Origin of the sequence: Marasmitruncus massiliensis (assembly GCF_900186535.1) — a bacterium.
Taxonomy (GTDB): Bacteria; Bacillota; Clostridia; order Oscillospirales; family Ruminococcaceae; genus Anaerotruncus; species Anaerotruncus massiliensis_A.
Window position 1 is genome coordinate 355,511 of the sequence record NZ_FYDE01000004.1, and the last position, 24,700, is coordinate 380,210.

At 52.8% G+C, this 24,700-nt stretch carries 23 protein-coding genes; 10 read left to right on the top strand and 13 right to left on the bottom strand.

Annotated elements, in window-relative coordinates:
* The first annotated feature begins 88 nt into the window (after window positions 1-88).
* The 3 genes from C1A10_RS05640 (at window position 89) to rlmH (ending at window position 2,721) form a co-directional block, all read left to right on the top strand.
* Window positions 89-1,372, top strand: a complete 1,284-nt coding sequence (locus C1A10_RS05640; RefSeq protein WP_101909317.1) for a UDP-N-acetylglucosamine 1-carboxyvinyltransferase — start codon at window positions 89-91, stop codon at window positions 1,370-1,372.
* Window positions 1,373-1,447: 75 nt separating this feature from the next.
* Window positions 1,448-2,242, top strand: a complete 795-nt coding sequence (locus C1A10_RS05645; RefSeq protein ID WP_101909318.1) for an MBL fold metallo-hydrolase — start codon at window positions 1,448-1,450, stop codon at window positions 2,240-2,242.
* Window positions 2,239-2,721, top strand: a complete 483-nt coding sequence (rlmH, locus tag C1A10_RS05650; RefSeq protein ID WP_101909319.1) for a 23S rRNA (pseudouridine(1915)-N(3))-methyltransferase RlmH — start codon at window positions 2,239-2,241, stop codon at window positions 2,719-2,721. The genes C1A10_RS05645 and rlmH overlap by 4 nt, the downstream gene beginning before the upstream one ends.
* Window positions 2,722-2,773: 52 nt before the next feature.
* On the opposite strand, the gene C1A10_RS18435 is transcribed toward rlmH, so the two are convergent.
* The 5 genes from C1A10_RS18435 to htpG form a co-directional block, all read right to left on the bottom strand.
* Window positions 2,774-2,926, bottom strand: coding sequence for a hypothetical protein (locus tag C1A10_RS18435; RefSeq protein WP_180951013.1), 153 nt, complete (start codon window positions 2,924-2,926; stop codon window positions 2,774-2,776).
* Between the two features lie 75 nt (window positions 2,927-3,001).
* A complete protein-coding gene (locus tag C1A10_RS05655; protein WP_101909320.1) occupies window positions 3,002-3,556 on the bottom strand; it encodes a glutathione peroxidase in 555 nt (184 codons plus the stop codon).
* A 98-nt stretch (window positions 3,557-3,654) separates the two neighbouring features.
* On the bottom strand, window positions 3,655-4,599 hold the full coding sequence (locus C1A10_RS05660; protein WP_101909321.1) for an L-lactate dehydrogenase: 945 nt from the start codon (window positions 4,597-4,599) through the stop codon (window positions 3,655-3,657).
* 68 nt (window positions 4,600-4,667) lie between these two features.
* Window positions 4,668-6,014, bottom strand: a complete 1,347-nt coding sequence (locus tag C1A10_RS05665) for an MATE family efflux transporter (RefSeq protein WP_101909322.1) — start codon at window positions 6,012-6,014, stop codon at window positions 4,668-4,670.
* A 147-nt stretch (window positions 6,015-6,161) separates the two neighbouring features.
* Complete coding sequence (gene htpG / locus C1A10_RS05670; protein WP_101909323.1) at window positions 6,162-8,057, bottom strand: molecular chaperone HtpG; 1,896 nt, start codon at window positions 8,055-8,057, stop codon at window positions 6,162-6,164.
* A 493-nt stretch (window positions 8,058-8,550) separates the two neighbouring features.
* Here htpG and C1A10_RS05675 point away from each other — a divergent pair, with 493 nt between their 5' ends.
* The 7 genes from C1A10_RS05675 to C1A10_RS05705 all read left to right on the top strand — a co-directional run bounded on the left by C1A10_RS05675 (window position 8,551) and on the right by C1A10_RS05705 (window position 16,238).
* Window positions 8,551-9,573: a LacI family DNA-binding transcriptional regulator gene (locus C1A10_RS05675; RefSeq protein WP_101909324.1), complete on the top strand. Its 1,023-nt coding sequence runs from the start codon at window positions 8,551-8,553 to the stop codon at window positions 9,571-9,573.
* A gap of 12 nt (window positions 9,574-9,585) precedes the next feature.
* Window positions 9,586-10,614, top strand: coding sequence for a tripartite tricarboxylate transporter substrate binding protein (locus C1A10_RS05680; protein ID WP_101909325.1), 1,029 nt, complete (start codon window positions 9,586-9,588; stop codon window positions 10,612-10,614).
* A 172-nt stretch (window positions 10,615-10,786) separates the two neighbouring features.
* Window positions 10,787-11,269, top strand: coding sequence for a tripartite tricarboxylate transporter TctB family protein (locus C1A10_RS05685; RefSeq protein WP_101909326.1), 483 nt, complete (start codon window positions 10,787-10,789; stop codon window positions 11,267-11,269).
* Between the two features lie 15 nt (window positions 11,270-11,284).
* The gene (locus C1A10_RS05690) at window positions 11,285-12,784 is read left to right on the top strand and encodes a tripartite tricarboxylate transporter permease (RefSeq protein WP_101909327.1); all 1,500 of its coding nucleotides are present in this window, start codon (window positions 11,285-11,287) and stop codon (window positions 12,782-12,784) included.
* A 28-nt stretch (window positions 12,785-12,812) separates the two neighbouring features.
* A complete protein-coding gene (locus C1A10_RS05695; RefSeq protein ID WP_101909328.1) occupies window positions 12,813-13,928 on the top strand; it encodes a Gfo/Idh/MocA family protein in 1,116 nt (371 codons plus the stop codon).
* A 40-nt stretch (window positions 13,929-13,968) separates the two neighbouring features.
* The gene (locus tag C1A10_RS05700) at window positions 13,969-15,120 is read left to right on the top strand and encodes a Gfo/Idh/MocA family protein (protein ID WP_101909329.1); all 1,152 of its coding nucleotides are present in this window, start codon (window positions 13,969-13,971) and stop codon (window positions 15,118-15,120) included.
* Between the two features lie 14 nt (window positions 15,121-15,134).
* Window positions 15,135-16,238, top strand: a complete 1,104-nt coding sequence (locus C1A10_RS05705) for a Gfo/Idh/MocA family protein (protein WP_101909330.1) — start codon at window positions 15,135-15,137, stop codon at window positions 16,236-16,238.
* 123 nt (window positions 16,239-16,361) lie between these two features.
* On the opposite strand, the gene C1A10_RS05710 is transcribed toward C1A10_RS05705, so the two are convergent.
* The 8 genes from C1A10_RS05710 to C1A10_RS05745 are packed head-to-tail and all read right to left on the bottom strand — an operon-like array spanning window position 16,362 to window position 24,693.
* The gene (locus C1A10_RS05710; protein WP_101909331.1) at window positions 16,362-17,036 is read right to left on the bottom strand and encodes a V-type ATP synthase subunit D; all 675 of its coding nucleotides are present in this window, start codon (window positions 17,034-17,036) and stop codon (window positions 16,362-16,364) included.
* Window positions 17,037-17,070: 34 nt separating this feature from the next.
* The gene (locus C1A10_RS05715; RefSeq protein ID WP_101909332.1) at window positions 17,071-18,441 is read right to left on the bottom strand and encodes a V-type ATP synthase subunit B; all 1,371 of its coding nucleotides are present in this window, start codon (window positions 18,439-18,441) and stop codon (window positions 17,071-17,073) included.
* Complete coding sequence (locus C1A10_RS05720) at window positions 18,441-20,213, bottom strand: V-type ATP synthase subunit A (protein ID WP_101909333.1); 1,773 nt, start codon at window positions 20,211-20,213, stop codon at window positions 18,441-18,443. Before C1A10_RS05720 ends, C1A10_RS05715 begins: the two co-directional genes overlap by 1 nt.
* Before the next feature lie 23 nt (window positions 20,214-20,236).
* A complete protein-coding gene (locus C1A10_RS05725) occupies window positions 20,237-20,557 on the bottom strand; it encodes a V-type ATP synthase subunit F (RefSeq protein WP_101909334.1) in 321 nt (106 codons plus the stop codon).
* Window positions 20,550-21,521 carry a V-type ATPase subunit gene (locus tag C1A10_RS05730; protein WP_101909335.1) on the bottom strand — a complete coding sequence of 324 codons (972 nt, stop codon included), beginning with the start codon at window positions 21,519-21,521 and terminating at the stop codon, window positions 20,550-20,552. The genes C1A10_RS05725 and C1A10_RS05730 overlap by 8 nt, the downstream gene beginning before the upstream one ends.
* A 34-nt stretch (window positions 21,522-21,555) precedes the next feature.
* Complete coding sequence (locus C1A10_RS05735; RefSeq protein ID WP_101909336.1) at window positions 21,556-22,140, bottom strand: V-type ATP synthase subunit E; 585 nt, start codon at window positions 22,138-22,140, stop codon at window positions 21,556-21,558.
* A 44-nt stretch (window positions 22,141-22,184) separates the two neighbouring features.
* Window positions 22,185-22,667 (bottom strand): V-type ATP synthase subunit K, encoded by a 483-nt coding sequence (locus C1A10_RS05740; RefSeq protein WP_180951049.1) that lies wholly within the window; start codon window positions 22,665-22,667, stop codon window positions 22,185-22,187.
* Window positions 22,668-22,671: 4 nt separating this feature from the next.
* Window positions 22,672-24,693 (bottom strand): V-type ATP synthase subunit I, encoded by a 2,022-nt coding sequence (locus C1A10_RS05745; RefSeq protein ID WP_101909338.1) that lies wholly within the window; start codon window positions 24,691-24,693, stop codon window positions 22,672-22,674.
* Window positions 24,694-24,700 lie beyond the last annotated feature (7 nt).

Genomic DNA, 24,700 nt, shown 5'->3' on the forward strand with positions numbered 1-24,700 from the left:
ATAACTGTTGCAATATGCGTGTAACACGTTTGCATCGTTTCGGGGCCTGCCCGAAATGAGGGGAAAACCGCCGTGGAGGTTTTGTAATTTGGAAAAATTTATCATTGAAGGCCCAACCCGCCTGTGCGGTGAAGTAACGGTGAGCGGTGCAAAAAACGCCGCGGTAGCAATTATTCCGGCGACGATTCTGGCACAGGGAAAATGTGTCATTGAAAATATTCCAAATATCAGCGATATTACTGTTTTATTTAAAATTCTACGTGCGATGGGAGCAACCGTACGCGTATTGAATAGGTCTACTGTAGAAGTGGATACCACTTATATTGGCGAGCCGGTCGTTCCTTACGAGCTGGCTCGCTATATGCGTGCTTCTTATTATATGCTGGGTACGCTGTTGACCCGCTGCAACCGGGCAAGTGTTTCCATGCCGGGCGGCTGCAATTTCGGCGTGCGCCCGATTGATCAGCACATGAAAGGCTTTGAAGCACTGGGTGCTCATGTCTCCATTGACAGCGGTATGATTAATGCGCAGGCGGACATGCTTTTAGGCGCGCATATCTATTTTGACGTGGTTTCCGTGGGGGCAACCATCAATGTCATGCTTGCGGCGGTCAAAGCCAAGGGCATTACAATTCTTGAAAACTGCGCGAAGGAGCCGCACATCGTTGACCTTGCCAACTTTTTGAACTCTATGGGCGCGGATGTCCGGGGAGCCGGCACCGATGTCATTAAGATTCATGGCGTGGATATTCTGCACGGGACAACCTATTCCATTATTCCGGACCAGATTGAAGCGGGAACCTATATGGTTGCGGCAGCCGCAACCGGCGGGGATGTGCTGGTGAAAAATGTGATTCCAAAGCATCTGGAATCCATTATTGAAAAGCTGGAAAAAGCGGGCGCTGTGATAACAGAATACGATGATGCTGTCCGTGTTGCCAGAGACGGCGAACTGAGCAAGGTCAACCTCAAAACAATGCCGCATCCCGGGTTTCCGACGGATATGCAGCCGCAGATGACGGCGTTGCTTTCCATGGCATCCGGAACGAGCATCGTGACAGAGGGTGTATGGGATAACCGTTTCCGTTATGTCGATGAGCTGCGCCGGATGGGCGCGCTCATTCAGGTGGACGGCAAAGTCGCGGTTGTGGAAGGGGTTCCTCAGCTGACCGGGGCGCCTGTCCGCGCGGTGGATCTGCGTGCAGGAGCGGCAGTACTGATTGCCGCTATGGCTGCAAAGGGCACGACGGAAATAGAGGATATTGAACATATTGAACGTGGCTACGAAGATATTGCAGACAAGCTGACAGTGCTCGGCGCAAATGTAAAAAAGATGATTGTGCCGGAGAAACCTTTGCAGGCCGCATTGTAGCTTGATTTAAAGTGCCAGCGGATAAAACCTTATGGAGGATGTCCGTTCGCCGTACTGATTTTACCGGGAGGACACATGGCAAGATTTTGTTCGCTGTTCAGTGGTTCAAGCGGCAACAGCACCTATATCAGTTCATCAGACACCGCGATCCTGATCGATGCGGGACGTTCCTGCAAACAGCTTCTCGAAGCGATGCAGGCACGAGAAATTGACCCAAAATCAATACGCGCAATTCTGGTGACTCATGAGCACACCGACCATATCAGCGGGCTGCGCGTGCTGCTGAAAAAATTGAAAATACCGGTTTTCGCTTCCGCGGAGGTTTTACAGAAACTGGATTGGGATCATCTGCTGGAATCGGAAGCGGATGTCCGCCCCCTGGAAGGGGGGACAAGATTTACCGTGGGCTCGCTGGAAATTGATTCGTTTGATACGCCGCATGACAGTGTACACAGCTTCGGATACCGGGTATCCACTCCGGACGGCCGGAGGCTGATTGTAGCTACCGATATGGGGTACATACGCGAAAATGTTCGCGAAATGCTGACCGGATGTGATCTTGTGATGCTTGAATCCAATTATGACCAGCGGATGCTCAGTGCGTCCGATTACCCTTATTATCTCAAACAGAGGATTGCTTCTAATCTGGGACATCTTTCCAATGAGGACTGTTCCGAGGAACTGATCCGCCTTGTGCGCACCGGAAGTACCAGATTTATACTGGGGCATCTGTCGCAGAATAACAATCTGCCTGAACTGGCTTATCAGACCGCTTATTCCAATTTTGAACTGCATGGCATGCGCGAGGGCGTGGATTATACACTTCAGGTGGCGCCCCGTTCCAAACCGTCAGAGATGGTAGTGTTATGATTACCGCCCGCATACTTGCGGTAGGCAAAGTAAAAGAGGCGTGGATGCGGGACGGATGTGCGGAATATTTAAAACGTCTTGGCCTTTGGAGCGACGTTTCAGTCGTTGAAGTGGACGAATTCCGGCTTCCGGAAAATCCGTCTCCCGCCCAGATCGCAGAATGTATCGAAAAAGAGGGCGCGCGGATTTTGGATAAGACCCCCAGAAATTCCAGGCTCGTTGCCATGTGCATTGAAGGCAGGCAGTTTGCTTCGGAACAGTTTGCGGCGTGGATTTCGAAGTCTGCCGTAGATGGCTGTGGAGATTTTACGTTCGTAATTGGAGGGTCTTACGGCCTTTCCGATCAGGTTAAAAAACGTGCGTCGCTGCTGCTGTCCATGTCTTTGATGACATTTCCGCATCAGCTCGCGCGGGTTCTGTTATTGGAACAGCTTTACCGCGCATTTTCAATTCATGCGAATGCAAAGTATCATAAATAGGAAAAATAATTGAGAGGCTCCATTGATTTTATCAATGGAGCCTCTTTTCAGATTACTTTTTCATATATTGCGCCAGCGCGCGGGCCAGGCGCTCCGCCTGTTCATCGGACATCTCGGTTTCTGACTTCCTGGTTAACCGCTTTTCGGCGGGCGTTATTTGCTTCGGCGGTTTTTCAACCCTCTTCTTTTTGCTGAACAGTCCCATTGCAAAGCCCCCTTTTCTTTATATTACCATTTAGAAAAAAGAAAGGCAAGACAAGGGGGGACGGATAGAATCTGTTTATTTGCCGTTTAAAATTCGTTTGATATTGTCCTCAATTTCTGAAATTCCCGTTGTGGGTTCATAACGGACAATCACTTCCCCGTTTTTACCGATAAGGAATTTGGTGAAATTCCATTTGATGTCGTTGCCCTCAGCGTAATTTTCGTTTTCCGAAGATAAGATTTCATCCAGCTTTTTGCCGATCGGGTGTTTTAAATCGAACCCCTGAAACGGCTTTTGGGATGTTAAATAGGCAAACAGAGGCGACGCACCGGCCCCGTTTACCTCTACTTTTGCAAACATCGGAAAGCTGACGCCGTAGGTCAGCCTGCAAAATTCCTGAATTTTTTCATTGCTTTCCGGTTCCTGATTCAAAAACTGGTTGCAGGGGAATCCAAGAATGACGAAGTCCCGATCCCGGTAACGGCTGTATAGCGACTCCAGCTCTTCATATTGCGGGGTGAACCCGCATTTGCTGGCTGTGTTGACAATCAAAACCAGCTTTCCTGCATAATCGGAAAGGGAGATTTCTTTCCCATCAATCGATTTTACGGTAAACTCATGAATACTCATGCTGCACACCTCTCTTTTCAGTAGTATGTGTTGCATGGTTTTGAACTATGCGATTTTTACAGATCAGTAAAAATCTGGGTACCCAATAGAAAATCTGTTTAGAGATTTCTGGCAAAACCGCGGATCAGCTCGGCAGAGCGGTGGAATTTCTCCAGTTCGGTATCGGTCAGATGGAGTTCCACAATCTCTTTTACGCCGGTTCTCCCCAGAATTGCCGGAACGCCGCAAAACACGTTCCGTTCGCCGTATTCTCCGTCCAGCAGGGTCGAGATGGGGATAATCCTGTTTTCATCCTGCAAAATAGATTTGATGATGCCGGCCGCGGTGGTGGCGATGCCATAGTAGGTGGTTCCCTTGCGCTTCAAAATTTCCCAGCCTGCGCCAATCGTGTCATGGACGAGCTGGTCAAGGTCCACCCCTTTGAACCGATCCGGATTGTCCCGCAGGATTTCGGCGAAGGTTTTTCCGCCCACCGTCACGCGGGACCACGCGACCATCTGGCTGTCGCCGTGCTCTCCCAGCGCGTAGGCGTGGACGCTGCGCGGATCGATCTGCACCAGATCTCCGATCAGGTTTTTTAGACGAGCGGTGTCAAGCGCGGTTCCGGTTCCGATTACCTGACTTTTCGGAAGGCCCGAGAGCTTATAGACATACTGCGCAATGATGTCCACTGGGTTGGAAATGATTAAAAAGATGCCGGTAAATCCGCTCTCCATAATGGGCGAGACGATTGACTCGATAATTTTTTTGGAAGCACCCAGTGTATCAAGTCTCGTCTGGCCTTCACGAGGTGGAGCGCCGGCGGTAATCACCACAATGTCCGCGTCGGCACAGTCGCTGTAATCGCCGACATTCACTTTTACATTTCGGTTCAGATAGTCGATGCCATGGCGCAGGTCCATCATTTCGCCGCGGGCACGCTCTTTATTCAGATCGATCAGCAGTACTTCGTCGCAGGCGCCCTGTGTGACCAGGCTGAACGCAGTGGACGATCCTACCAGTCCCGTACCAATGATCGCTACTTTGCTTCGGTTGATTGTCATAAAATTCTCCCCTTTATCTCAATTGTCTCTTTCAGTATACCCTGATTTTAATTTGCTTTTCAACCACTTCAGCCGATCAGGTGCTTGGAACGCCATTTACCGCTGCGCCAGCGCAGGTATGACACCACCCCGCGGAAACCTTCGTCAATCGTCATCGCAATCCAGATACCCGGCAGTCCGAACCCCAGAATTTTGCCCAGCAGGAACCCTCCTCCAACCGCAACCGTCCAGACGGTCGTCACATTCAGGCAGATCGGGAAACGGATGTCGCCGGCTGTCTGCAAAGCGCGGAACAGAACAATATTGGCGGCGCGCCCCTGTTCCAGAAAGATTTCGATCAGCATAATGGTTTTGCACATCTTCAGTACCTGCGGATCGCTGGTAAACAGCCCGAACAGCGGCAGGCAGAACAGATAGAGCAGCAGTGAAATCATAAATGAAACAGCCATGGAAACGCGCAGCGTGGAATTCACACGCTGATCGGTCTCTTCTGTGCGCCGTGCTCCAATCAGGTAACCCACAACAATCTGCGTTGCCTGCGCAATTGCCGAAGTGAAAATATAGGACAGCATCGCGAACATATTGCAGTACGCGCGGGCGGTAATCACAAAGACAGGCAGGGTATTGCACATTGCCTGGATAAAAAGCTGCGTCATATTGTAAGAGATCGATTCGCCGCCGGATGGAAGCCCGATTTTCAGCAAAAGCGTCAGCTGTTTATGGGGGAAGGGCCGCAGATGTGACCAACTGATTGGTGCGGCAATGAATTTGCGGAACATCCAGATAATGATGCCTGCCCCAATCAGGCGGGACAGGTTGCTGGAAACAGCGGCTCCCGCGACGCCCATCATCGGAATGGGCCCAAAGCCGTTGATCAGAACAAAGTTTCCGGCGATATTCAGCAGGTTGATAATAATGGAGATCATCATTGTCTGCCGCGTCATGCCGTTTGCCCGGAAAAACGCTACAAACGTAAGATAAACAGCCTGAAGCGGCATCCCGATGCCGATGATGCGCAGGTAGCTCACGGACTCTGCCATCAACTCGCGCGGCACCCCCATCAGGCTGAAAATCTGCCCGGAAAATCCCGAAAGCCCCGCACTGATGACAAGGGAAAGCAAAAAATTGACCAGCAGGGAGATCGTATAGGTCTGCGCCACGCGATGGGTGCTTCCCGCGCCGATGTATTGCGTGATTAAAATGGTAGCTGCCATGGAAATCACGGAAAAGGAAATCAGCAGCAGGTTTGTAATCACGTTTGCGTTTCCAATCGCGGCAACAGCGGTGGAAGAAGTTTTTGCGACCATCAGTTGGTCGACATTGCTGACCAACATCTGCAAAACCAATTCCACAAAAATTGGCCAGGTGAGCCCCAAAAGGTAGCTTCGGGAATTAATTTTTTTGATGTCTTCCATATGTCCTGCAACCTCAGTTTTCTCCGGTGATTTTTATGCCCTAAAAGGCCGGCAGACATCATTATAGCGGTTTCAGCACCATTGTCAATATAGAAGCCTGATAAAATAAGCGCGAAAACGTTCTGAACGTTTTCGCGCTTATATGAATTATTTTTCCGCCATCAGGTCGCAGATGGCATTGGAAAATTTTACGGGATCTTCAATCGGCATGCCCTCAATCAGCAAGGCCTGTGTGTAGAGAAGATCGGCATAGGTTTTGATCTTTTCCTGATCGCTTTCAAAGAGCTTCTGCATGGAGGCAAACACGGGGTGGGAGGCGTTGATTTCCAGCACGCGTTCCGCTTTCACCTTGTTGTCGCCCGGCATCGTGTTCAGCACCTTTTCCATTTCCAGAGACAACGCGCCCTGGCTGGAAAGGCAGACAGGATGCGACTTCAGGCGGGAGGAGAGGCGTACGTCCTTCACTTTGTCTTTCAGGGCGTCTTTCATACAGGACAGCAGGTCCTTATTCTCTTCATTTTTCTGCTTAGCCTGTTCCTTCTCCTTCTCGTCCTCAAGACCGAGATCGCTGTCGGACACGGAACGGAACTCTTTCTTTTCAAATTCGAGCAGCATTTTAAGCGCGAATTCATCGACGTCTTCCGTCAGATAGAGGATTTCATATCCATTGTCGCGAACCAGTTCGGTCTGCGGCAGACGGTCAATCTTTTCCACGGTGTCTCCGCACGCATAATAAATGTATTTCTGCGATTCTTTCATGCGGCCGACGTATTCGGAAAGCGTGACGAGCTTCTTTTCACTGGAAGAATAGAAGAGCAGCAGATCGGAGAGCAGGTCTTTTTTTGCGCCATAATCGCCGTAAACGCCATATTTCAGCTGAAGGCCGAAGTTCTTGTAGAACGCTTCATACTTTTCACGTTCGTTCTGCAGCATGGAAAGCAGTTCGGAATGGATTTTTTTCTCCAGGCGCCCGGCGATCAGCTTGAGCTGGCGGTCATGCTGGAGCATTTCGCGGGAGATGTTCAGGCTCAAATCCTGCGAATCGACAAGCCCTTTCACGAAGCTGAAGCAGTCGGGCAGAAGGTCGGCACACTTCTCCATGATGAGAACGCCGCTGGCATAAAGCTGCAGTCCCTTTTCGTAATCGCGGCTGTAATAGTTAAACGGCGCGCGGGCGGGGATAAACATCAGCGCCTGATAGGTCGCGCTGCCTTCCGTACTGCTATGGATGATGCGGGCGGGATTCTCATAATCAAAGAATTTTTCTTTGTAAAACTCGTTGTAATCCTCATCAGTCACTTCGGATTTCATTTTTTTCCAGATCGGCACCATGCTGTTGAGCGTCTCGTTTTGGAGATACTGCTCATATTCCGGCTTATCCTCCGGGCAGCCTTCCTTCAGGCGGGAAGCGGGCATGTCCATCTTAATAGGATACCGGATGTAATCCGAATATTTCTTCACGATAGCGGAGATCCTGTGCGGATCCAAAAATTCGTCGTAGTTGTCGTCTTCCGTATTTTCCTTGATCTTCAGGGTAATTGTGGTTCCGTGCTCTTCTTTTTGGCACGGCTCAATTACATACCCGTCGGCTCCATGGCTTTCCCAGCGATAGGCTGTGTCCGAACCGAACTGTTTGCTTTCCACCGTTACGCAGGACGCGACCATAAACGCGGAATAGAAGCCGACCCCGAACTGGCCGATGATGTCTACGTCTTCTTTGGTTTCATTCTCCTGCTTAAACTGCAAAGAGCCGCTCCTGGCGATCGTCCCAAGGTTGTTTTCCAGTTCTTCCTGACTCATGCCGCACCCGTTATCCTGAATCGTAAAAATGCGGTTTTCTTTATCCACGGCGAGCCGGATAGAAAAATCATCCCGGGAGAGCCCGGTGTTTCCATCGGTCAGCGAACGGTAATACAGCTTATCGATCGCGTCGGAAGCGTTGGAAATCAATTCACGCAGAAAAATTTCCCGATGCGTATAGATTGAATTGATCATCAGGTCCAAAAGACGCTTCGATTCAGCTTTGAATTCTTTCGTTTCCATCCCAAATCCATCCTTTATCTTCATATAGTAAAAACAAGATTTAGCACTCATTTATATTGAGTGCTAACCTTACTATAATACACGGATGGAAAAAAATCAAGTATAAATTGTAAACAAATCCAGTAAGCCCCGTAGATACCGGGACCGGCCGGATTTTAAGGAATGCCTTTACGGCCAGCCGGAGAAAAACAGGCGTAGTAAAATGCATCTTACGCGGCAGTATTCTCAGCAAAATACACGCATTGTTTGCCTATCTATTTTGCATAGGCAAAGGAATGTTGCCTATCTTTTTCTACGAAAACGCCAAAAGCACCTGTTTTTTTATTGACTTAGTCCCTCGAAATAGGATATAACTAAAGCAAGAGATAGATTAACGATTGCCTGTGAAAAGAAGTTGAAATTTTCTAGTTTTGTTAATCTATTTTATTTTATCTATATAAGCAAACGATTACCGGTTAACGTTTGCTGATTCTATAAGGAGGACTTGGTAATCATGGCGGAACAATACGCGACTCTCAAAGACGTGGCCAAACGCGCCGGAACCACCGCGGCTACCGTTTCGTACGTGCTGAACAACTCGAAAAAACGTTACATCAGCGAAGAAATGCGCCGGCGGGTCGAAGAGGCCGCCCGCGATTTGCATTACGTCAAGAGCAGCGCTGCCAGCAGCCTGCGCGGTAAAAAACGCAAGATCATCGCGGTGCTTGTCCCGCAGTTCCAAAACCAGCTTTTTACTCAAATAATGCTGAGCATTGAAAATGTGGCGGATAGTTTTGGCTATATCCTTTCGATCTGCAATACCTTCGACGACCCGGAACGCGAGGCGGAAATCATTGACCGCATGCAGGCGCAGCGGGTAGACGGTTATATCATAACCCCTACGGCGCGCGGCGGCGAAAATACCCGACAAATCCGTCAGATGGGCGTGCCGCTCGTAGTGGTCGACCGTTCGCTTGACATTGACGAAGAATATTTCTGGGTTTCTTCCCAGAACTACGAAAGTATCCAGCTGGCAATGGATCAGTTTTTGCAGTGCGGCCACCGCAGGATTGCCTATATTGGCTGGAATGCCGATTTCGGTGGCCTCCAGATGCGCCAGAAAGCTTACCGTGACGCGCTGGAAGCGGCAGGAATCCCGGAGGAAGACGGAATCATCTACAACGGACAGTTTACAGAGGAGGACGGCGCGCGGCTGACTGAACAGGCGCTGCGGGAACATCCTGATGCAACCGCCCTGCTCTATGCCTATAACATCCAGGCGCGCGGCGGCGTACAGTACCTTGCAAAGAATCATATCCTGCCGGGGAAAGACATTTCGGTGATTATCGTCGGTTCGCCGGACTGGGCGCGCACCGGTTCAAATGATTTTACCTGTGTGGATCTCGGGGGTATCGGCCTTGGCAGGATGGCCGCCGAGATGCTCTTCAGGATTATTGAAAGCGAAAAACCCATTCGCCCGCATACCCGGATACAAAGCTGTTCTCTCATGGAGGGCAGTTCGGTATATAAACTATAAGGAGGATTCAGAATGGAAAAAAAGAAATCAATCCTGATCGTGGCGGCTATCGTTGTTGTGGTGGTTGTGGCCGGGCTTATCGCCACAAACTTTTTCAACAAAGAAGACAAGTACCCCTCGCGCGACATCAATATGGTCGTGCCGTGGAATCCGGGCGGGTCCACCGACCTGACCGGCCGCGCACTGGCCGACGCCATGGGCAAAAACATGGGATGCAACATCGTTGTCACCAACACCCCAGGCTCGGGCGGCTCAGTTGGTACATTAACGGTCATGAAGGCCGAGAAAGACGGCTATAACATCCTTGCCAACGGCATGCTGTCCCTCTCTACGCTGCCGGTGCTCGGCTATGCCGACACCACTCCGAAAGACTGGGATTTCTACCTTGCCACCTTTACTCCGAATGTGCTTGCCGTGCGCAAGGACTCTCCGTACCAGACCGCGCAGGATCTGCTTGACGCAATGAAAGCGAACCCCGGCGAGATCACCGACGGTACCGGCGGTATGGGCTCCGGCGGTCACGTTGGCATTGAAGTGCTCTGCGCGACGACCGGCCTTCAGTATAAGCACGTCCCATATGAGGGCGGCGGCAAAGCTGTTACCGCTGCGCTTGCCGGAGAAGTAGACTTCACCAGCCAGCTGCTCGTCGAAATGCAGGATATGTTTATTTCGGGCGATATGCGCGCACTCGCGAACTTCTCAGCCGAGGACATCACGCTTGAAAACGGGACAGTAATCCCTTCGATTCTGAAAGTTGTCCCTGAATTGGCCGACCGCCTCCCGATGGGCGAGACGACCGGAATTGCTGTCCCGAAAGGCCAGCCGGAATATGTCACCGCCGCTCTTTCCAAGTCGTTCTCTGAAGCACTCCAGAATCCGGATTTCCTCGCTTTCTGCAAGACGAAAGGCTTCCTTGTCAACGGCATGCAGGGCGAAGAGGCGGCTGCCTATATGGATAAACTGTCGTCTACTGTTACATGGACGCTGTATGACTGCGGTGTTGCTACAATTTCTCCCGAAAAATTCGGTATTTCGCGCTGAAAACTCTTTAGGTGATGCATCCAAAGGGGAAATGTGCTGTAAGCGATTTTCCCTTTGGATACCGGCCGGATTCGGAATAAGGCGTGTTTTGCACGCCGTATTGGAAAACGGTTAGATTTTGAAAAAGGTCTGACTGTTTTTCTATAGATAACCTTTTAAAGGAGCTGATTTTATGGAAAATGAGAGAAAGCAGTTTGATTTCCTCTCATCGATCATAATGTTTGCATTATCGGTCTATGTCATTCTTGCCGGCATCGGGATTTATCACAAAGCCGGCAAGCTCTTTTATGTTTCCCCGGCGCTGGTTCCAACCATGCTGGGTTTCATGCTCTGTTTGCTTTCGGTAATACTCTTCTTGAGCAGTATTCAGGATGGCGGCATATCCGTTCGCATCGCAGAGGTAAAAAGCTACTTTTCAGGAATCTTAAAAGATAAAAATACCATGCGCATGCTGATCGGTGTACTGCTGATGGCGCTTTACACTTTTGTACTGCTCGACCTGCTGCCGTTCTGGCTGTCGACCTTTTTATTCATGCTCCTGCTGATGTTCTTCCTTGATGCAGGTTCCCTTACAAAAATTCTTGTCATTACAGTACTCTGCTCCGCACTGATCGTACTTCTATTTCAGGTATGCTTCCGCGTGCCGCTGCCGTAAGGGGGAAAGATATATATGGCTTTGACCTATCTCGCGCAGGCGCTGGGGAACGTTCTGATGCCGTTGAATCTCGGCGTTTTGATCATCTCCACATTCGCCGGTCTTATCATGGGAATGCTTCCCGGACTCAGCGCAACCATGGCGGTAGCTCTCCTGACCGGACTTACCTACAGCCTGTCTCCGACCAGCGCAATCATCTCGCTGATCGGCGTCTATGTCGGCTCGATCTCCGGCGGCTGCCAGGCGGCTGTCCTGCTCAACATCCCCGGCACCCCGGCCAGCGCGGCAACCGCGCTTGACGGATTCCCGCTCGCAAATCAGGGCAAGGGAGGGCTTGCGATCTTCCTTTGCACCGCATCTTCCTGCCTGGGCACTTTGGTCAGCGTGCTCTGCGTGCTGACTCTGACCCCGTTGCTTACCAAGCTTTCGCTGCAGTTCGGCAGTTGGGAATTCTTTCTGCTCAGTATCTTCGGCGTTATCATCTGCGGAAATCTGACCTCCAAGGGCAGTGCGGTGAAGGGCTGGATTTCCGGTGTCATCGGTCTGCTGATCGCGCAGGTTGGGCTTGACCAGATCGATGCGTTTCCGCGCTTCTCCTACGGAAACGTCAACATCATGGCGGGGCTTGCGCTGATTCCGATCATGATCGGGCTGTTCGGCTTCCCGGAGATCATCAAAGCATTTAAAAAAACCGAGGAGCATATCCTTACCTATTCTCCCTACAAATTTAAAGAAGGGCTTGCGATTCTCAAAAAGCACATTGTTGCCATTATTCGTTCGTCTTTCATCGGCGTGGGCGTCGGTATTATCCCGGGTGTCGGCGAGGACGTTGGCGGCTGGCTCTCCTATTGGGCAACCAAATCGAACAGCAAGCATCCTGAAAACTTCGGCAAGGGCGAATACGCGGGCATCATTTCGGCCGAATCAGGCAATAACTCCTGCATCGGCGGCGCCATTATCCCGATTCTTTCGCTGGCCGTTCCCGGAAGTGCTCCGGCGGCGGTTCTGCTGGCGGCTTTCATGATGCACGGCTACCGTCCCGGGCCGCTTCTCATGAATGAAAGCCCTGAGTTCCTCTATCAGGTGGTCGTTGACCTGGCGCTTGCGGCGATTGTCATGTTTCTGCTGGCTCTGGTTATCGCGAAATTCTCCGTGCGCATCCTCGGCGTCAAGAAGGAAATTCTCATGCCGATTATCTATGTGCTCTGTGTTGTCGGCTCGTTCGTCATCAACCACATCACATTCGATGTGAAGGTCATGTTCTTCTTCGGGCTCGCAGGCTTCTTCCTCGCATGGGCGGAATATCCGGCCGCGCCGTTCCTGTTGGGTGTGATTCTTGGCTCGATGACCGACTCGAACCTGCGCCGCGCGCTGACCATCTCGAACGGCAGCTTCATGCCGATGTTTACACGCCCGATCAGCCTGATCTTCATTTTTGCCATCATCTGCCTGATTCTTTCGCAGTTTGGCGTATTCAGAAAGCTTAAGAAAAAGATGTCCGCCAAAGCGGCGTGACGCAGCGATAGAAAGGGGGGAGCCTGTTATGAAAAAGTTAAAAATCGGTATCTGCGGCAGCGGATTCGCAGCCGAACTGCATGTCGAAGCCTACCGTCTGACACACGGGTACGAGCCTTGCATCTGCGCGGTGGCGTCCCCGTCGCAGCGTGCGGTGGAATTTGCCGAAAAGCATGGCATTCCGCATACCTATACGAGCCTGGAAGAGATGCTCGATCATGAGCGGCTCGATCTGGTGGATATCTGCACGCCGCCGAACCTGCACGTTCCAATGATTAAAACCGCGCTGGCCGCCGGCTGCCATGTGATCTGCGAAAAGCCGCTCACCGGCTGGTTTGGCGACCCCAGAACTCCTGATATGCTGGAAAAGGTAACCGGGGAGCTTGATAGTCTCAAATCTGCGGTAGAACAGAGCGGAAAGCAGTTTTGCTATGCGGAAAACTTTGTCTATGCCCCGGCGGTTCAGAAAAGCCGTCGACTGCTTGAAGCGACGGGTGATAAAGTGCTGTTTTTGCGCGGCGAGGAATCGCACAGCGGTTCGCACGCACCGCACGCCGCACTTTGGAGCGCGAACGGCGGTGGCTCGCTGATCCGGCAGGGCTGCCATCCGCTCACTGCGCTGCTCTATTTGAAAGGCTGCGGGGTGCGCAGCGTAATCTGCGATGTCGGCAGTCTGGTACCGGAACTTACTGAAGAGGAGCGTCGGAATATCCATGCGCGTCCGCAGGACGTGGAGGATCTGGCGAACCTGCTCCTTACCTTCGAGGATGGAACCAAAGGCAGTGTCACCGCGGGCGATCTGATTCTCGGCGGGGTGCGCAATTCAGTTGAAGTGTTCACCACCGGCGGGGTACATCTCTGTAACCTCTCGCAGAGCGACCAGATGCGGGTTTACCATGTGGACGATACAAAGCTGCAAAATGAATCTTTTACCGAGAAGGTCGAAACCCGCCGCGGCTGGCAGTCGATCTTTCTGGATGAATCTTATGCTCGCGGTTATGTGGGCGAATTGCAGGATATTTTGGAGTGCGCGGCGGGGGACAAGGCAACGCCCGAATCGGATTTTGCGCTCGCTTATGAGACGATCCGGGTGACTTATGCCGCGTACCAGTCCGCGCTGGAGGGAAAAAGGGTTACCCTCTGATTATCCGGGCAAAATGCCCGATCAAAAAGGAGAGTTTCTCATGCTTGGAATTGCAATTTTGGGCGCTGGGGATATCGCGAACGTCCATATCGAAGCCTATCAGGCGCTGCATAATCGCTGTGAGATCCGCGCACTTGCTGACATTTTTCAGGATAAGGCCGAGGCAAAATGCCGGAAATACGGCCTTGCCTGTGATGTGGTTGCCGATTATCATGAGCTTCTGGAGAGAAAGGACATTGATCTTGTATCGATCTGTCTGCCGCCCTCTGCCCACTGCGAAGCGGTGGTAGATTTTCTGCGTGCCGGGAAACATGTCCTCTGTGAAAAGCCGATGGCGCCTTCACTTGAGGAGTGCGACCGGATGATTGCCGCCGCGAAAGCAGGCGGCGCGAAACTGGGCGTCGTGGCTCAAAACCGCTTTAAGCCCGACATCATGCGCACCAAGAAGCTGATCGACAGCGGCGTTTTGGGGCAGATCTATTTCGCGCAGGCAAATTCGCTCTGGTGGCGTGGAGACAACTATTACAATCTCTGGTGGCGCGGTACCTGGGAGAAGGAAGGCGGCGGCTGTACCTTTATCCACGCGGTGCACCATATTGATCTCTTCCTTTGGCTGATGGGAGATCTTGCGGAAGTTTCCGCCATGGTTTCAAACCAGAACCATCAAAACAGCGAGGTCGAGGATGTTTCGATTTCCACTCTGCGTTTTCAGAGCGGCGCAGTGGGCGCGGTAATCGCTTCGCTGCTGCACCATGGTGAGGAACAGAAAATCATCATTGACGGCGCGAACGGCTCGATTGAGATCCCACACAAGGCGATGGCCAGCCGGCAGAAGTCCAATGGTTATCCAGAGCCGGATAACGAGATGCAAAAAAAGATGGAAGATCTATTCGGGAGCTTCCCGGACCTCAAATACCGCGATCACTGCGGACAGATTGAGAACATGATCACCGCGATTGAAACCGACTCCAATCCGCTCATCACCGGTGTGGATGGACGCAGGACGATCGAATTGATTACGGCGGTTTACCAATCGGCATTCACGGGCGAAAAAGTGACGTTCCCGATGGGCGAGAAGGACCTCTTTTATACTAGGAAGGGGCTGTTAAGCAAGGCCGTCAGATTCCATCAGAAGACAAAGAGTGTCGAGAATTATGCAGATACCGGTATCCAGGTCGGCGGCACACTTTGAGAAGGGGAATGTAAATGCAGAAAACAGATGGAATGAATTATGCGCCTGTTTCACAGGGAAAGGTGGAGGTGGTCTGCAAGCCGGGCGAATTTAACTTTGCCGCAATTGGGCTTGACCACGGCCATATTTTTGCGATCTGCAACGGCCTGCTGGAGGCGGGCGCAACGCTGACAAAAGTCTGGGACTCCGACCCCCAAAAGGTGCGGGAATTTCTCGCTCGCTACCCACAGGCCAGCGCCGCTGAAAGTGAAACGGAGATTCTGGAAGACCCGGCCGTACAGATGGTAGTGAGCGCCGTGCGGCCCTGCCGCAGGTGTGAGCTGGGGCTTTCGGTTATGGCGCACGGTAAGGACTTTTTTGTGGATAAACCCGGGATGCTTACCGCGGCGGAGCTTGCTGCCGTGCGTGCGGGCTGCGAAAAAACCGGCAGAAAATATGTAGTCTATTATGGGGAGCGCATTCATGTAGAGGGTGCGGTATTCGCGGAAGAATTGATCCGGTCCGGCACGATCGGCCGGGTGCTGCAGGTGACCATTCTGGCTCCGCATCGCCTGAATCGACCGATCCGCTCCGACTGGTTTTTTGAAGAAAGCCAAAACGGCGGTATTATTACCGACCTTGGCAGCCATCAGATTGAACAGTTTTTAACCTATTGCGGAGCCGAAAGCGCTACCGTTCTTCAAAGCGCGGTGGCTAACTACGCCAACCGCGACAAGGCTCATTTTTACGACTTTGGCGAAGGGGTACTGCTTGCCGAAAACGGCGCGACGTGCTATTTCCGGGTCGACTGGTTCACACCGGACGGCATGTCCGCATGGGGGGATGGCCGTGTATTCGTCATGGGGGACAAGGGCTCCATTGAGATTCGTAAATATCTCGATGTAGCGGTTTCCGAGCAGGGAGACCATGTCATCTGGGTAGATCAGCAGGGGGAACATCGCGAGCAGGTAACCGGCAAGACCGGCTTTGTCTTCTTCGGCAGGCTGATCCGCGACTGCCTGCACCGCACCGAAACCGCGATCACGCAGGCACATACCTTCGAGGCAATGCGGCTGGCAATCGAGGCACAGGACAAGGCAATGAAAATCGGTCCGGCTGTCCGGACCGGCATAAACTAGAACAAAACAAATACGCTATTAAACAAAAGGATGGCAGTCCCCATCGTGCACAGGGACTGCCATCCTTTTTCGCTTTTGTAGCGGTAAAATATAGGTCAAAACCTGCATTTTACCGGAAGCAGATTACGCGATTTCCTCGTTCTGCCGTTCTTTGTAATGGTGCGCCTGCTCAAGCATCATGTCTTTGACCTTCATAAGCCTGATCTGTGTGGAACGCTCATTTTCGTCCAGCTTCATGGTGATATACTTGATTTTGTCCTGCATATCCGGAATCATCACGTGTTCCAGCGCGTTGACACGCCGGCGGGTCTTTTCGATTTCGGCGGCCATGAGCTGGCAGGATTTTTCGCATTCAGCAAGCCGGAGCATTTCCGGAAGAATATCTGCCAAAGATTTTACCGCACTGTCCAGATCAGCGGAAGTGAACGCGTAACCGTAGGAATAGATGTTGTTTGCGTCTGCTGTGCGGGTCTTATACTCAAATACGGGGATTTCAACGCTCATGACGTTGCGGTTGGAAGCCTCAAGATAGACTTCCTGCATCGGCGCCATTAAGGCGACGTTGAGCACCTCGTCGTTCATACCCGCGCGAGCCAGCACAAAATTTTTGTTGGCGGCGGCAATTCCCGCTTCTACCTTTTCGCGCAGGACCTTATTTTCGCGGACAAGGTCGAGAAACTGACGCATCAGCTCATCCCGCTTGTCTTTGAGCAGTTTGTGTCCGCGTGTGGCGGTAACCAGCTTCTTTTTCAGACGGGTCAGCTCCATACGCGTTGGGTTTACATTGGTATTCGCCAAGGGTTGTCACCCCTTTCCCGTAGAATTCAAAGCATTATTTGCCGTAATACTGGTCGAGAAACTCGTCCTTGATACGTTTCAGCTCGCTTCGCGGCAGGATATTCAGAAGTTTCCAGCCAATCGCAAGCGTATCCTCGATGTCGCGGTTGGTGTTATAGCCCTGAGAAACATATTCCTGCTCGAACTCATCCGCAAATTTCGCATACAGCTTGTCGATATCGGTAAGCGCCGCCTCGCCGAGGATGACCATCAGCTCTTTTGCGTCTTTACCGCGGGAATAAGCCGCGAACAGCTGGTTCATCGTGTTCGCATGGTCTGCGCGGGTCTTGCCCGCGCCGATACCCTTATCTTTCAGACGGGACAGGGAGGGAAGCACATCGATCGGCGGCGTAACGCCTTTGCGGTACAGCTCACGGGAAAGGATGATCTGGCCCTCGGTGATGTAGCCGGTCAGGTCGGGGATCGGGTGCGTCTTATCATCCTCGGGCATTGTCAGAATCGGAATCATGGTGATGGAACCGGATTTGCCTTTCTGACGTCCGGCCCGCTCATACAGCGATGCAAGGTCGGTGTACATGTAACCCGGATAGCCGCGGCGTCCCGGAACCTCTTTACGCGCCGCCGAAATCTCACGCAGGGAGTCGGCGTAGTTGGTGATATCGGTCAGGATGACCAGAACATGCATGTTTTTCTCAAATGCAAGATATTCCGCGGCGGTCAGCGCCATACGCGGAGTCGCGATACGCTCGACAGCCGGGTCGTTTGCAAGGTTCATGAACATGACCGCGCGGTCAAGCGCACCCGTTTCACGAAAGCTCTCGGTGAAGAAGTTCGCTTCCTCAAAGGTAATGCCCATTGCGGCGAAAACGACCGCGAAAGGCTCGTCGGTTCCGCGTACCTTCGCCTGACGCGCGATCTGTGCGGCAAGGTTGGCGTGGGGCAGGCCGGAAGCGGAGAAGATCGGCAGTTTCTGGCCGCGGACCAGGGTGTTCAGGCCGTCAATTGCGGAAACGCCGGTCTGGATAAACTCCTGCGGGTAGTTTCTGGCGGCGGGATTCATCGGCAGGCCGTTGATGTCCATACGTTTATCCGGCAGGATTTCCGGGCCGCCGTCGATGGGGCGCCCAAGGCCGTCGAACACGCGGGAAAGCATATCCTCCGAAACCCCCAACTCCATGCTGCGCCCGAGGAACCGGACGCGGGAATTGGAAAGGTTGATACCGGTGGAGCTTTCAAACAGCTGAACCAGTGCGTTGCTGCCGTCTATCTCCAGCACCTTGCAGCGGCGCTTTTCGCCGGAAGCAAGCTCGATTTCACCCAACTCGTTATAAGTGACGTTCTCAACGCCGCGCACCAGCATCAGAGGACCGGCTACCTCTTGAATCGTACGGTATTCCTTCGGCATTAGAATTCCTCCTTCTGCTTGGCAAGCTCAGCGATTTCATTGGAGAGCGCCTTGATGATTTCTTCATATTCGGCGCCGATCTGTTCACCCGGAATATACTTGAAACGGCCGATGCGCTCACGTACAGCCATCTTTACAAGGCTGTCGACCGACACGCCGCTGCGGAGCCCCTCAACTGCCGAGTCATAAAATGCGAGCACCAGCTGCATCATCTTATACTGCTTTTCCAATGAAGTGAAGGTATCGACTTCGTGGAATGCGTCCTGATGCAGGAAGTCTTCACGGATGGAACGGGCGGCTTCCAGCTTCAGGCGGTCAGGCGCGGACAGCGCGTCCATACCGACCAGCTTTACGATTTCATCCAGTTCGGATTCATCCTGCAAAAGCCCCATGATACGCTGGCGGAGAGCCATCCAGTCCTCGTGGACGCTGGTGTTGAACCACTTGGCCATGGTATCCACATAGAGGGAATAACTGGTCAGCCAGTTGATGGCGGGGAAGTGGCGCTGATAAGCCAGCTGTGCGTCGAGGCTCCAGAACACCTTAACGATACGCAGGGTAGCCTGCGAAACCGGCTCGGAAATATCGCCGCCCGGAGGAGATACGGCGCCGATAACGGAAAGCGAACCTTCGCGTCCGTCGGAACCGAGCGTTACAACGCGGCCTGCGCGCTCATAGAACTGTGCGAGACGGCTTCCGAGGTAAGCAGGGTAGCCTTCTTCACCGGGCATCTCTTCCAGACGTCCGGACATTTCACGCAGCGCTTCCGCCCAGCGGGAGGTCGAGTCGGCCATCAGCGCAACGGAGAATCCCATATCGCGGAAATATTCCGCGATGGTGATACCGGTATAGATAGAGGCCTCACGGGCTGCAACAGGCATATCCGAAGTATTTGCGATCAAAACGGTACGCTCCATCAGGGAACGACCGGTTTTCGGGTCTTTCAGTTCAGGAAACTCGTTCAGAACGTCGGTCATCTCGTTGCCGCGCTCGCCGCATCCGATATAAACGACGATATCAGCTTCCGCCCATTTGGCAAGCTGATGCTGCACAACGGTTTTGCCGGAACCGAACGGGCCGGGAACCGCCGCAACGCCGCCCTTTGCAATCGGGAACAGTGTATCAATGACGCGCTGGCCGGTGACGAGGGGGCGGTCGGGGGAAAGCTTCTGCTTGTAGGGGCGCCCGCGACGGACAGGCCATTTCTGCATCAGCGTGACTTCACGGTCATCGCCGTCGGCGGTCTTGACGACAGCGACTGCTTCCGTAACGGTGTAATCGCCCTCTGCGATGGATTTGAGTTCGCCGACGATGCCGAAGGGCACCATGATTTTCTGGGTGACAACATCGGTTTCCTGAACGGTTCCGATGATATCCCCGGCAGATACGGAGTCACCTGCTTTGAGGACAGGGACAAAATGCCATTTTTTCTCGCGGTCCAGTGAGGGAACCTCGACGCCGCGGGCAAGGGAGTTGCCGATTTTGGCCATGATGGCTTCCAGCGGGCGCTGGATACCGTCATAGATGTTGGAAATCAGGCCGGGTCCAAGCTCCACGCTCATCGGAACACCAGTGGATTCCACAGGCTCACCGGGGCCGAGACCGGAGGTCTCCTCGTAAACCTGGATGGAAGCCTGGTCGCCGTGGATCTCGATGATTTCGCCAATGAGGCGCTGCTCGCTGACGCGTACAACATCGAACATATTGGCGTCACGCATGCCCTCGGCAATAACCAGCGGACCGGCGACTTTTTTTATCGTACCTTTACTCATTTTTTGTACTCACCTGCTTCACTTTAGTTGCCGTTAAAGATGATATCGGAGCCCACTGCCTGCTCCACGGATTTTTTCACATTGCGGATACCCATGCCGGTGTTTCCGGAAACGCCGGGAATGGGTATAATTGCGGGAAGACGCTCGACGCGGTAACGGTCGATCTCCGTTTCCAGAGCTGCCGCCAGCGCCTCGGTAATATAGATCACTGCATATTCGCTTTCAGCAATCTGCCGAAGCTGTTTTGCCGCTTCGGCCTGCTCGGTGACGGGAAAGGTATCCAGCCCGAGCGCTGCGAAGCCGTAAATGCTGTCGCGATCCCCCATGACTGCTACTTTATACATACATTTCCCTTACCCTTTCTCTGACTGAAGCGTCGGGCAGCCCGTTGAGTTTGCCCGACAGGATAATGCGGACCGTTTTGATTTCGTTTTCACGCCCCAGAATATAAGCCGCGAGCGGCCCGATGCCAAAAGAGACATATTGCTGCGGGCGGATGTCACGGATCATCAGGTTGTCGCACCAGCGTTCAAACGCGGAGGGTGACTGCGCCAGCGCTTCCACCGCTTCCGCATAGTTGGTGGAGGAAAGATAGTCACAGATGGATTCGATTCCTTCCACCGCAGCCTGCGCAAGCTTCGCAGCGTTGAGCGTGTCACATTCCGCAAGCGCCCGCCGGATAAATTCAAGCGGTTTTCCGGTGCGGCAGCAGCGGACGGCGGTTTTAATATCAGCCGAGGCCACTGTCAATTCCGCATATTTTTCAATCAGGTCGTTATGAGAAGCCTTGCCGGCGGTATAAATTGCTTCCAGCGCGGCTTTGTCGATAATGATGTCGCACAGCTGGCCGTCCCTGGTCTGGGAAAGCGCTTCATAAGCCTCCTGGGCAGGTGCGCGCATTTTCTCAGGCAGCAGATAAAAATCATGCGCATTGACCATGTCATACAGCGCTTTGGCTGAAACAGTGCCATGCGAGATATAAAGGCCGAAATCCTCGGAGCCGGTGCAGACCTGTTTGACTGCGGCTTTGAGGTTATGATAGTCGTTTGCGTATAAGAACACATCGAAAACCGACAGATCGGGAACCAATTCGCCAATCAGGTTCCAGGTCTTCTCACGCTCCTGCGCGAGGAGTTCCTCGGCGCTGATCCGGCTGTCCCCGCTGCCCCAGCCCTTGTCCGCGAGCAGACGAATGCATTCGTCATAGCTTTTGGCGGATAAGAGCTGCTCAATGGCCTGGGCGTTAAAGAGCAGCAATTCCTTTGAGCGGATGCGCGCAACCGCATAGGTGTATTGCGTATCAGACATTTGGCTAACCTCCTTTTAGCGGATTACGCGCACCTTATGAGAAGAGTAATTCCTGCACTTTGTCCTGCAGGCTTTCACGCGCGGCGTAAAACAGCGCGTCGAATGAGCAGTTTTCTTCGACGCCGCCGTAAATCAGCACAAAGCCGCCGTCGATTTTACGTGTTTCACTGGAAACAGTCAGTCCGGCGGGAGCCGCTTCGGCGATCCTGGCGGAGAAGTCCGCGGGCAGACGTTTCAGATCGGATGCGGAAAAAAGAATCTCACCGCGTTCAGGCAGTGCGAACTTTTTCACCATTTTGAGAATCAAAGCAAAATATTCATCATCGGGCAGCTGGTAAATCGATTTTTGCGCATTGCCGATTACTTTTCCGATAATTTCCTGTTTGGCCTCTAGGACGGCACGGCGAACCTGGAGGGCGGCCGCGGATTTCGCGGCCGAAAGGGCATTCGCCACATCCGTTTTGGACTGGGCTTCAATCAGCGCGATCTGCGCTTTTCCTTCCTCCTGAGCCTTGTTTGCAATTTCTGCCGCCTCGGCGTTGGCCTGAGCAATCACAGCGTCCGCTGCCTGCTGCGCTTCGCTTTGAATCTGCTGTACAATTTTTTCTAGTCCTGTCATAGCAGAATTCTCCTAACTTTCATCAGTACGGAACGCTCCGCCGATTAGATATTGATATTGCTGACACCCATGATGGCGAGCAGAGAAATAAGAAGGGCAAGAATTGCATAGGTTTCAACCATTGCCGGGAAAATCATGGCTTTACCAAACTGGTCGGGCTTTTTGGCAACCAGCCCGATGGACGCGACGGAAGCCTGACCCTGGAATTTTGCGGAAACAAGGCCGGCAATTGCCATAGGCAGGCAGGCGCAGAAATACATGAGACCTTTTGCAAAGGAAACTTCGACCGGAGTTCCGATAACGCCGACCTGAGACAGGCAGATAAATGCGATCAGCAGGCCGTAAATGCCCTGTGTACCGGGGAGCAGCTGAAGAACGAGCACTTTGGAAAATTTATTGGGGTCTTCCGTAACAACGCCAGCGGCCGCCTGTCCTGCGACACCTACGCCGATCGCAGAGCCGGCGCCTGCGAGGCACGCGGCAAGTGCCGCTCCGAGAATTGCAAATGCGAGTCCGAGATTAGCCATGAGATTAGCCATTATGAATGTCCTCCTTGAATTTGTAATATTTGGTATGGGGTGCGAACGGCTGGAATTTACGGCCTCCGCCCTCATAAAACTTACCGAAGAATTCTACATACTGTAAGCGGTTGCAGTGCACATAAGCGCCCAGCAGGTTGATGCCAAGGTTCAGACTGTGTCCGAACAGGAATACAACAATAAACAGGATTGCGCCGATGACGCCGCCTCCGGCCATGGAGCCCATCTGGTTGATAACCGAGCCGATGACGCCTGTCGCAAGCCCGAGGGCGAGCAGACGGGAATAGGAAAGGATATCTCCGAGATAGCCGGTTACGTTATAAAGCTCATACAGGCCCTGCGCAAAACGCACCAGCGGATTTTTGGAATCCCCGTTTGTAAGCACAATCCCGATTGCGCCGATCACAGCGACCCATCCGAAAATGGAGCCGACCTGCGCGGGAAGCATAAACTTGAGCTGCAGAATACTGATGACCATTTCGGTGGAAAGGCCGAACAGGATGCCGCCGCCCACGAGCATGTACCAGAAAACCACTTTGGCGAGTGCGTCCATATAACGTTTGGCTTTCAGATGCTGATAAAGCTGGATTCCCAAGCCGGTAAACAGGTGAATGATGCCGACTGCCATGCAGAAGACAAGCATGCGCATCGGATCGTCCAGCGGAGTGAACCACAGCGGGGGGATGATTACTTCGTGCCCGAAGAAAGTTCTGGAGACGACAGTAACCACATCGCCGAAATAACTGCTGAACACAATGCCCCAGATCGCGGTTGAAATACCGCAGTAGCAGAACATGCGCATCGTGTTGCGCAGCCCGGCATCCATGTTTTTAAACTTGACCAGAAGCACACCGGTGGCAATTGCGAGCATTGCGCCGTAGGCAAAATCGGAAAGCATCAGCCCAAACAGGAAGTAATAGAATACCGCCATAATCGGGGTGGGGTCAATCTCGCCTTTCCCGGGGAGGCTGTAGGATTCCAGAATACCTTCCACAGTCTGTGCCATGTAATTATTTTTCAGCAAAGTGGGAGCATCGTCTTCTTCCGAGGGCGTCTCAAATTCAATGGAAATATCAAATTTCCCGCCCAACTCCGCTTCCAGCGCGGCACAATCCCTCTGCGGGATGTAACCGGAAAGCAGGAAGGTGCAGCGGGACTGGGCAAGCCGCCCGATGGCGTCATATTTTTCAGAACGTGTGCTGAAATAATCCACCATAAACCGCAGGGAGTCGCGCATTCCCGCCAGCCCTCGGATTTCCTCTTCGGCGGCGGCAACGGCTTTTTCCGCTTCCGCCTGGGATTGTTCCAGCATGACTTTACGCTCGGCGGGAGGCTCTTTCGCGGGGGAAGCGGGGCGGACAAATCCCATTGCGCGCAGCGCTTCCTCCACGGCGGGAGCGTCAGCCCGCGGGCAGACAACCATCACGCAGGTCTGCTCTTTGCTCTGGCTGATCAGGTCCACATTAACCGCCGATACTTCGGGAGCGTGTTCCGCCAGCTGCGTATAAACCGCTTCCAACGTCTGTTCGTCCGGCAGAGAACCGATAAAAGCTGCGGTTGTGCGGGTGCCAGTGAATCTCAGGGAGAGGTCCAGGCCGAGCCAGGGTGTTAAAGCGTCAAGCTGAGCCTGCAGCTTTAAAATTTCCGCCTTGTTTTCCGCTACTTTTTTGTTCAGGGATACCAGCAGGTTGGCTATGCGCATGACTTCGTCCCGCTCTTTGCTGAACGCCTCGTAATCCTCAACGGAAAGAAGCGCTTGACCGGCAAACATATCAAGCATTGAAGTCTTAAGCGGTTCATAGGTGTCCAGCACTTCAAGTGCCTGGCTGGCAGTCGCGGCATTTTTTTCAAACTGCGCTTTTGCCTGAGAAGTGTCTGCCTTTGTAAATACGCTGTCCTGCGGGGAAATGTCGGTGATTTCCACCACACCCCGACGCTGCAGGGTTTCTAAAATCTGTTTGCGGTTTTTCTTCAGTGCGCATATGCTGATGCGCTGCATCTGCAGCACCGCCATAGTACGG

Bases quoted from the DNA above. Each gene is read 5' to 3' on its own strand.
- C1A10_RS05690 (WP_101909327.1), top strand. From the start codon at position 11,285: ATGGCTTTGACCTATCTCGCGCAGGCGCTGGGGAACGTTCTGATGCCG.
- C1A10_RS05660 (WP_101909321.1), bottom strand. From the start codon at position 4,599: ATGACAATCAACCGAAGCAAAGTAGCGATCATTGGTACGGGACTGGTA.
- C1A10_RS18435 (WP_180951013.1), bottom strand. From the start codon at position 2,926: ATGGGACTGTTCAGCAAAAAGAAGAGGGTTGAAAAACCGCCGAAGCAA.
- C1A10_RS05730 (WP_101909335.1), bottom strand. From the start codon at position 21,521: ATGTCTGATACGCAATACACCTATGCGGTTGCGCGCATCCGCTCAAAG.
- C1A10_RS05695 (WP_101909328.1), top strand. From the start codon at position 12,813: ATGAAAAAGTTAAAAATCGGTATCTGCGGCAGCGGATTCGCAGCCGAA.
- C1A10_RS05675 (WP_101909324.1), top strand. From the start codon at position 8,551: ATGGCGGAACAATACGCGACTCTCAAAGACGTGGCCAAACGCGCCGGA.
- C1A10_RS05735 (WP_101909336.1), bottom strand. From the start codon at position 22,140: ATGACAGGACTAGAAAAAATTGTACAGCAGATTCAAAGCGAAGCGCAG.
- C1A10_RS05720 (WP_101909333.1), bottom strand. From the start codon at position 20,213: ATGAGTAAAGGTACGATAAAAAAAGTCGCCGGTCCGCTGGTTATTGCC.
- C1A10_RS05700 (WP_101909329.1), top strand. From the start codon at position 13,969: ATGCTTGGAATTGCAATTTTGGGCGCTGGGGATATCGCGAACGTCCAT.
- C1A10_RS05655 (WP_101909320.1), bottom strand. From the start codon at position 3,556: ATGAGTATTCATGAGTTTACCGTAAAATCGATTGATGGGAAAGAAATC.
- C1A10_RS05685 (WP_101909326.1), top strand. From the start codon at position 10,787: ATGGAAAATGAGAGAAAGCAGTTTGATTTCCTCTCATCGATCATAATG.
- rlmH (WP_101909319.1), top strand. From the start codon at position 2,239: ATGATTACCGCCCGCATACTTGCGGTAGGCAAAGTAAAAGAGGCGTGG.
- C1A10_RS05645 (WP_101909318.1), top strand. From the start codon at position 1,448: ATGGCAAGATTTTGTTCGCTGTTCAGTGGTTCAAGCGGCAACAGCACC.
- C1A10_RS05745 (WP_101909338.1), bottom strand. From the start codon at position 24,693: ATGGCGGTGCTGCAGATGCAGCGCATCAGCATATGCGCACTGAAGAAA.
- C1A10_RS05740 (WP_180951049.1), bottom strand. From the start codon at position 22,667: ATGGCTAATCTCGGACTCGCATTTGCAATTCTCGGAGCGGCACTTGCC.
- C1A10_RS05665 (WP_101909322.1), bottom strand. From the start codon at position 6,014: ATGGAAGACATCAAAAAAATTAATTCCCGAAGCTACCTTTTGGGGCTC.
- C1A10_RS05680 (WP_101909325.1), top strand. From the start codon at position 9,586: ATGGAAAAAAAGAAATCAATCCTGATCGTGGCGGCTATCGTTGTTGTG.
- C1A10_RS05725 (WP_101909334.1), bottom strand. From the start codon at position 20,557: ATGTATAAAGTAGCAGTCATGGGGGATCGCGACAGCATTTACGGCTTC.
- C1A10_RS05705 (WP_101909330.1), top strand. From the start codon at position 15,135: ATGCAGAAAACAGATGGAATGAATTATGCGCCTGTTTCACAGGGAAAG.
- C1A10_RS05715 (WP_101909332.1), bottom strand. From the start codon at position 18,441: ATGCCGAAGGAATACCGTACGATTCAAGAGGTAGCCGGTCCTCTGATG.
- htpG (WP_101909323.1), bottom strand. From the start codon at position 8,057: ATGGAAACGAAAGAATTCAAAGCTGAATCGAAGCGTCTTTTGGACCTG.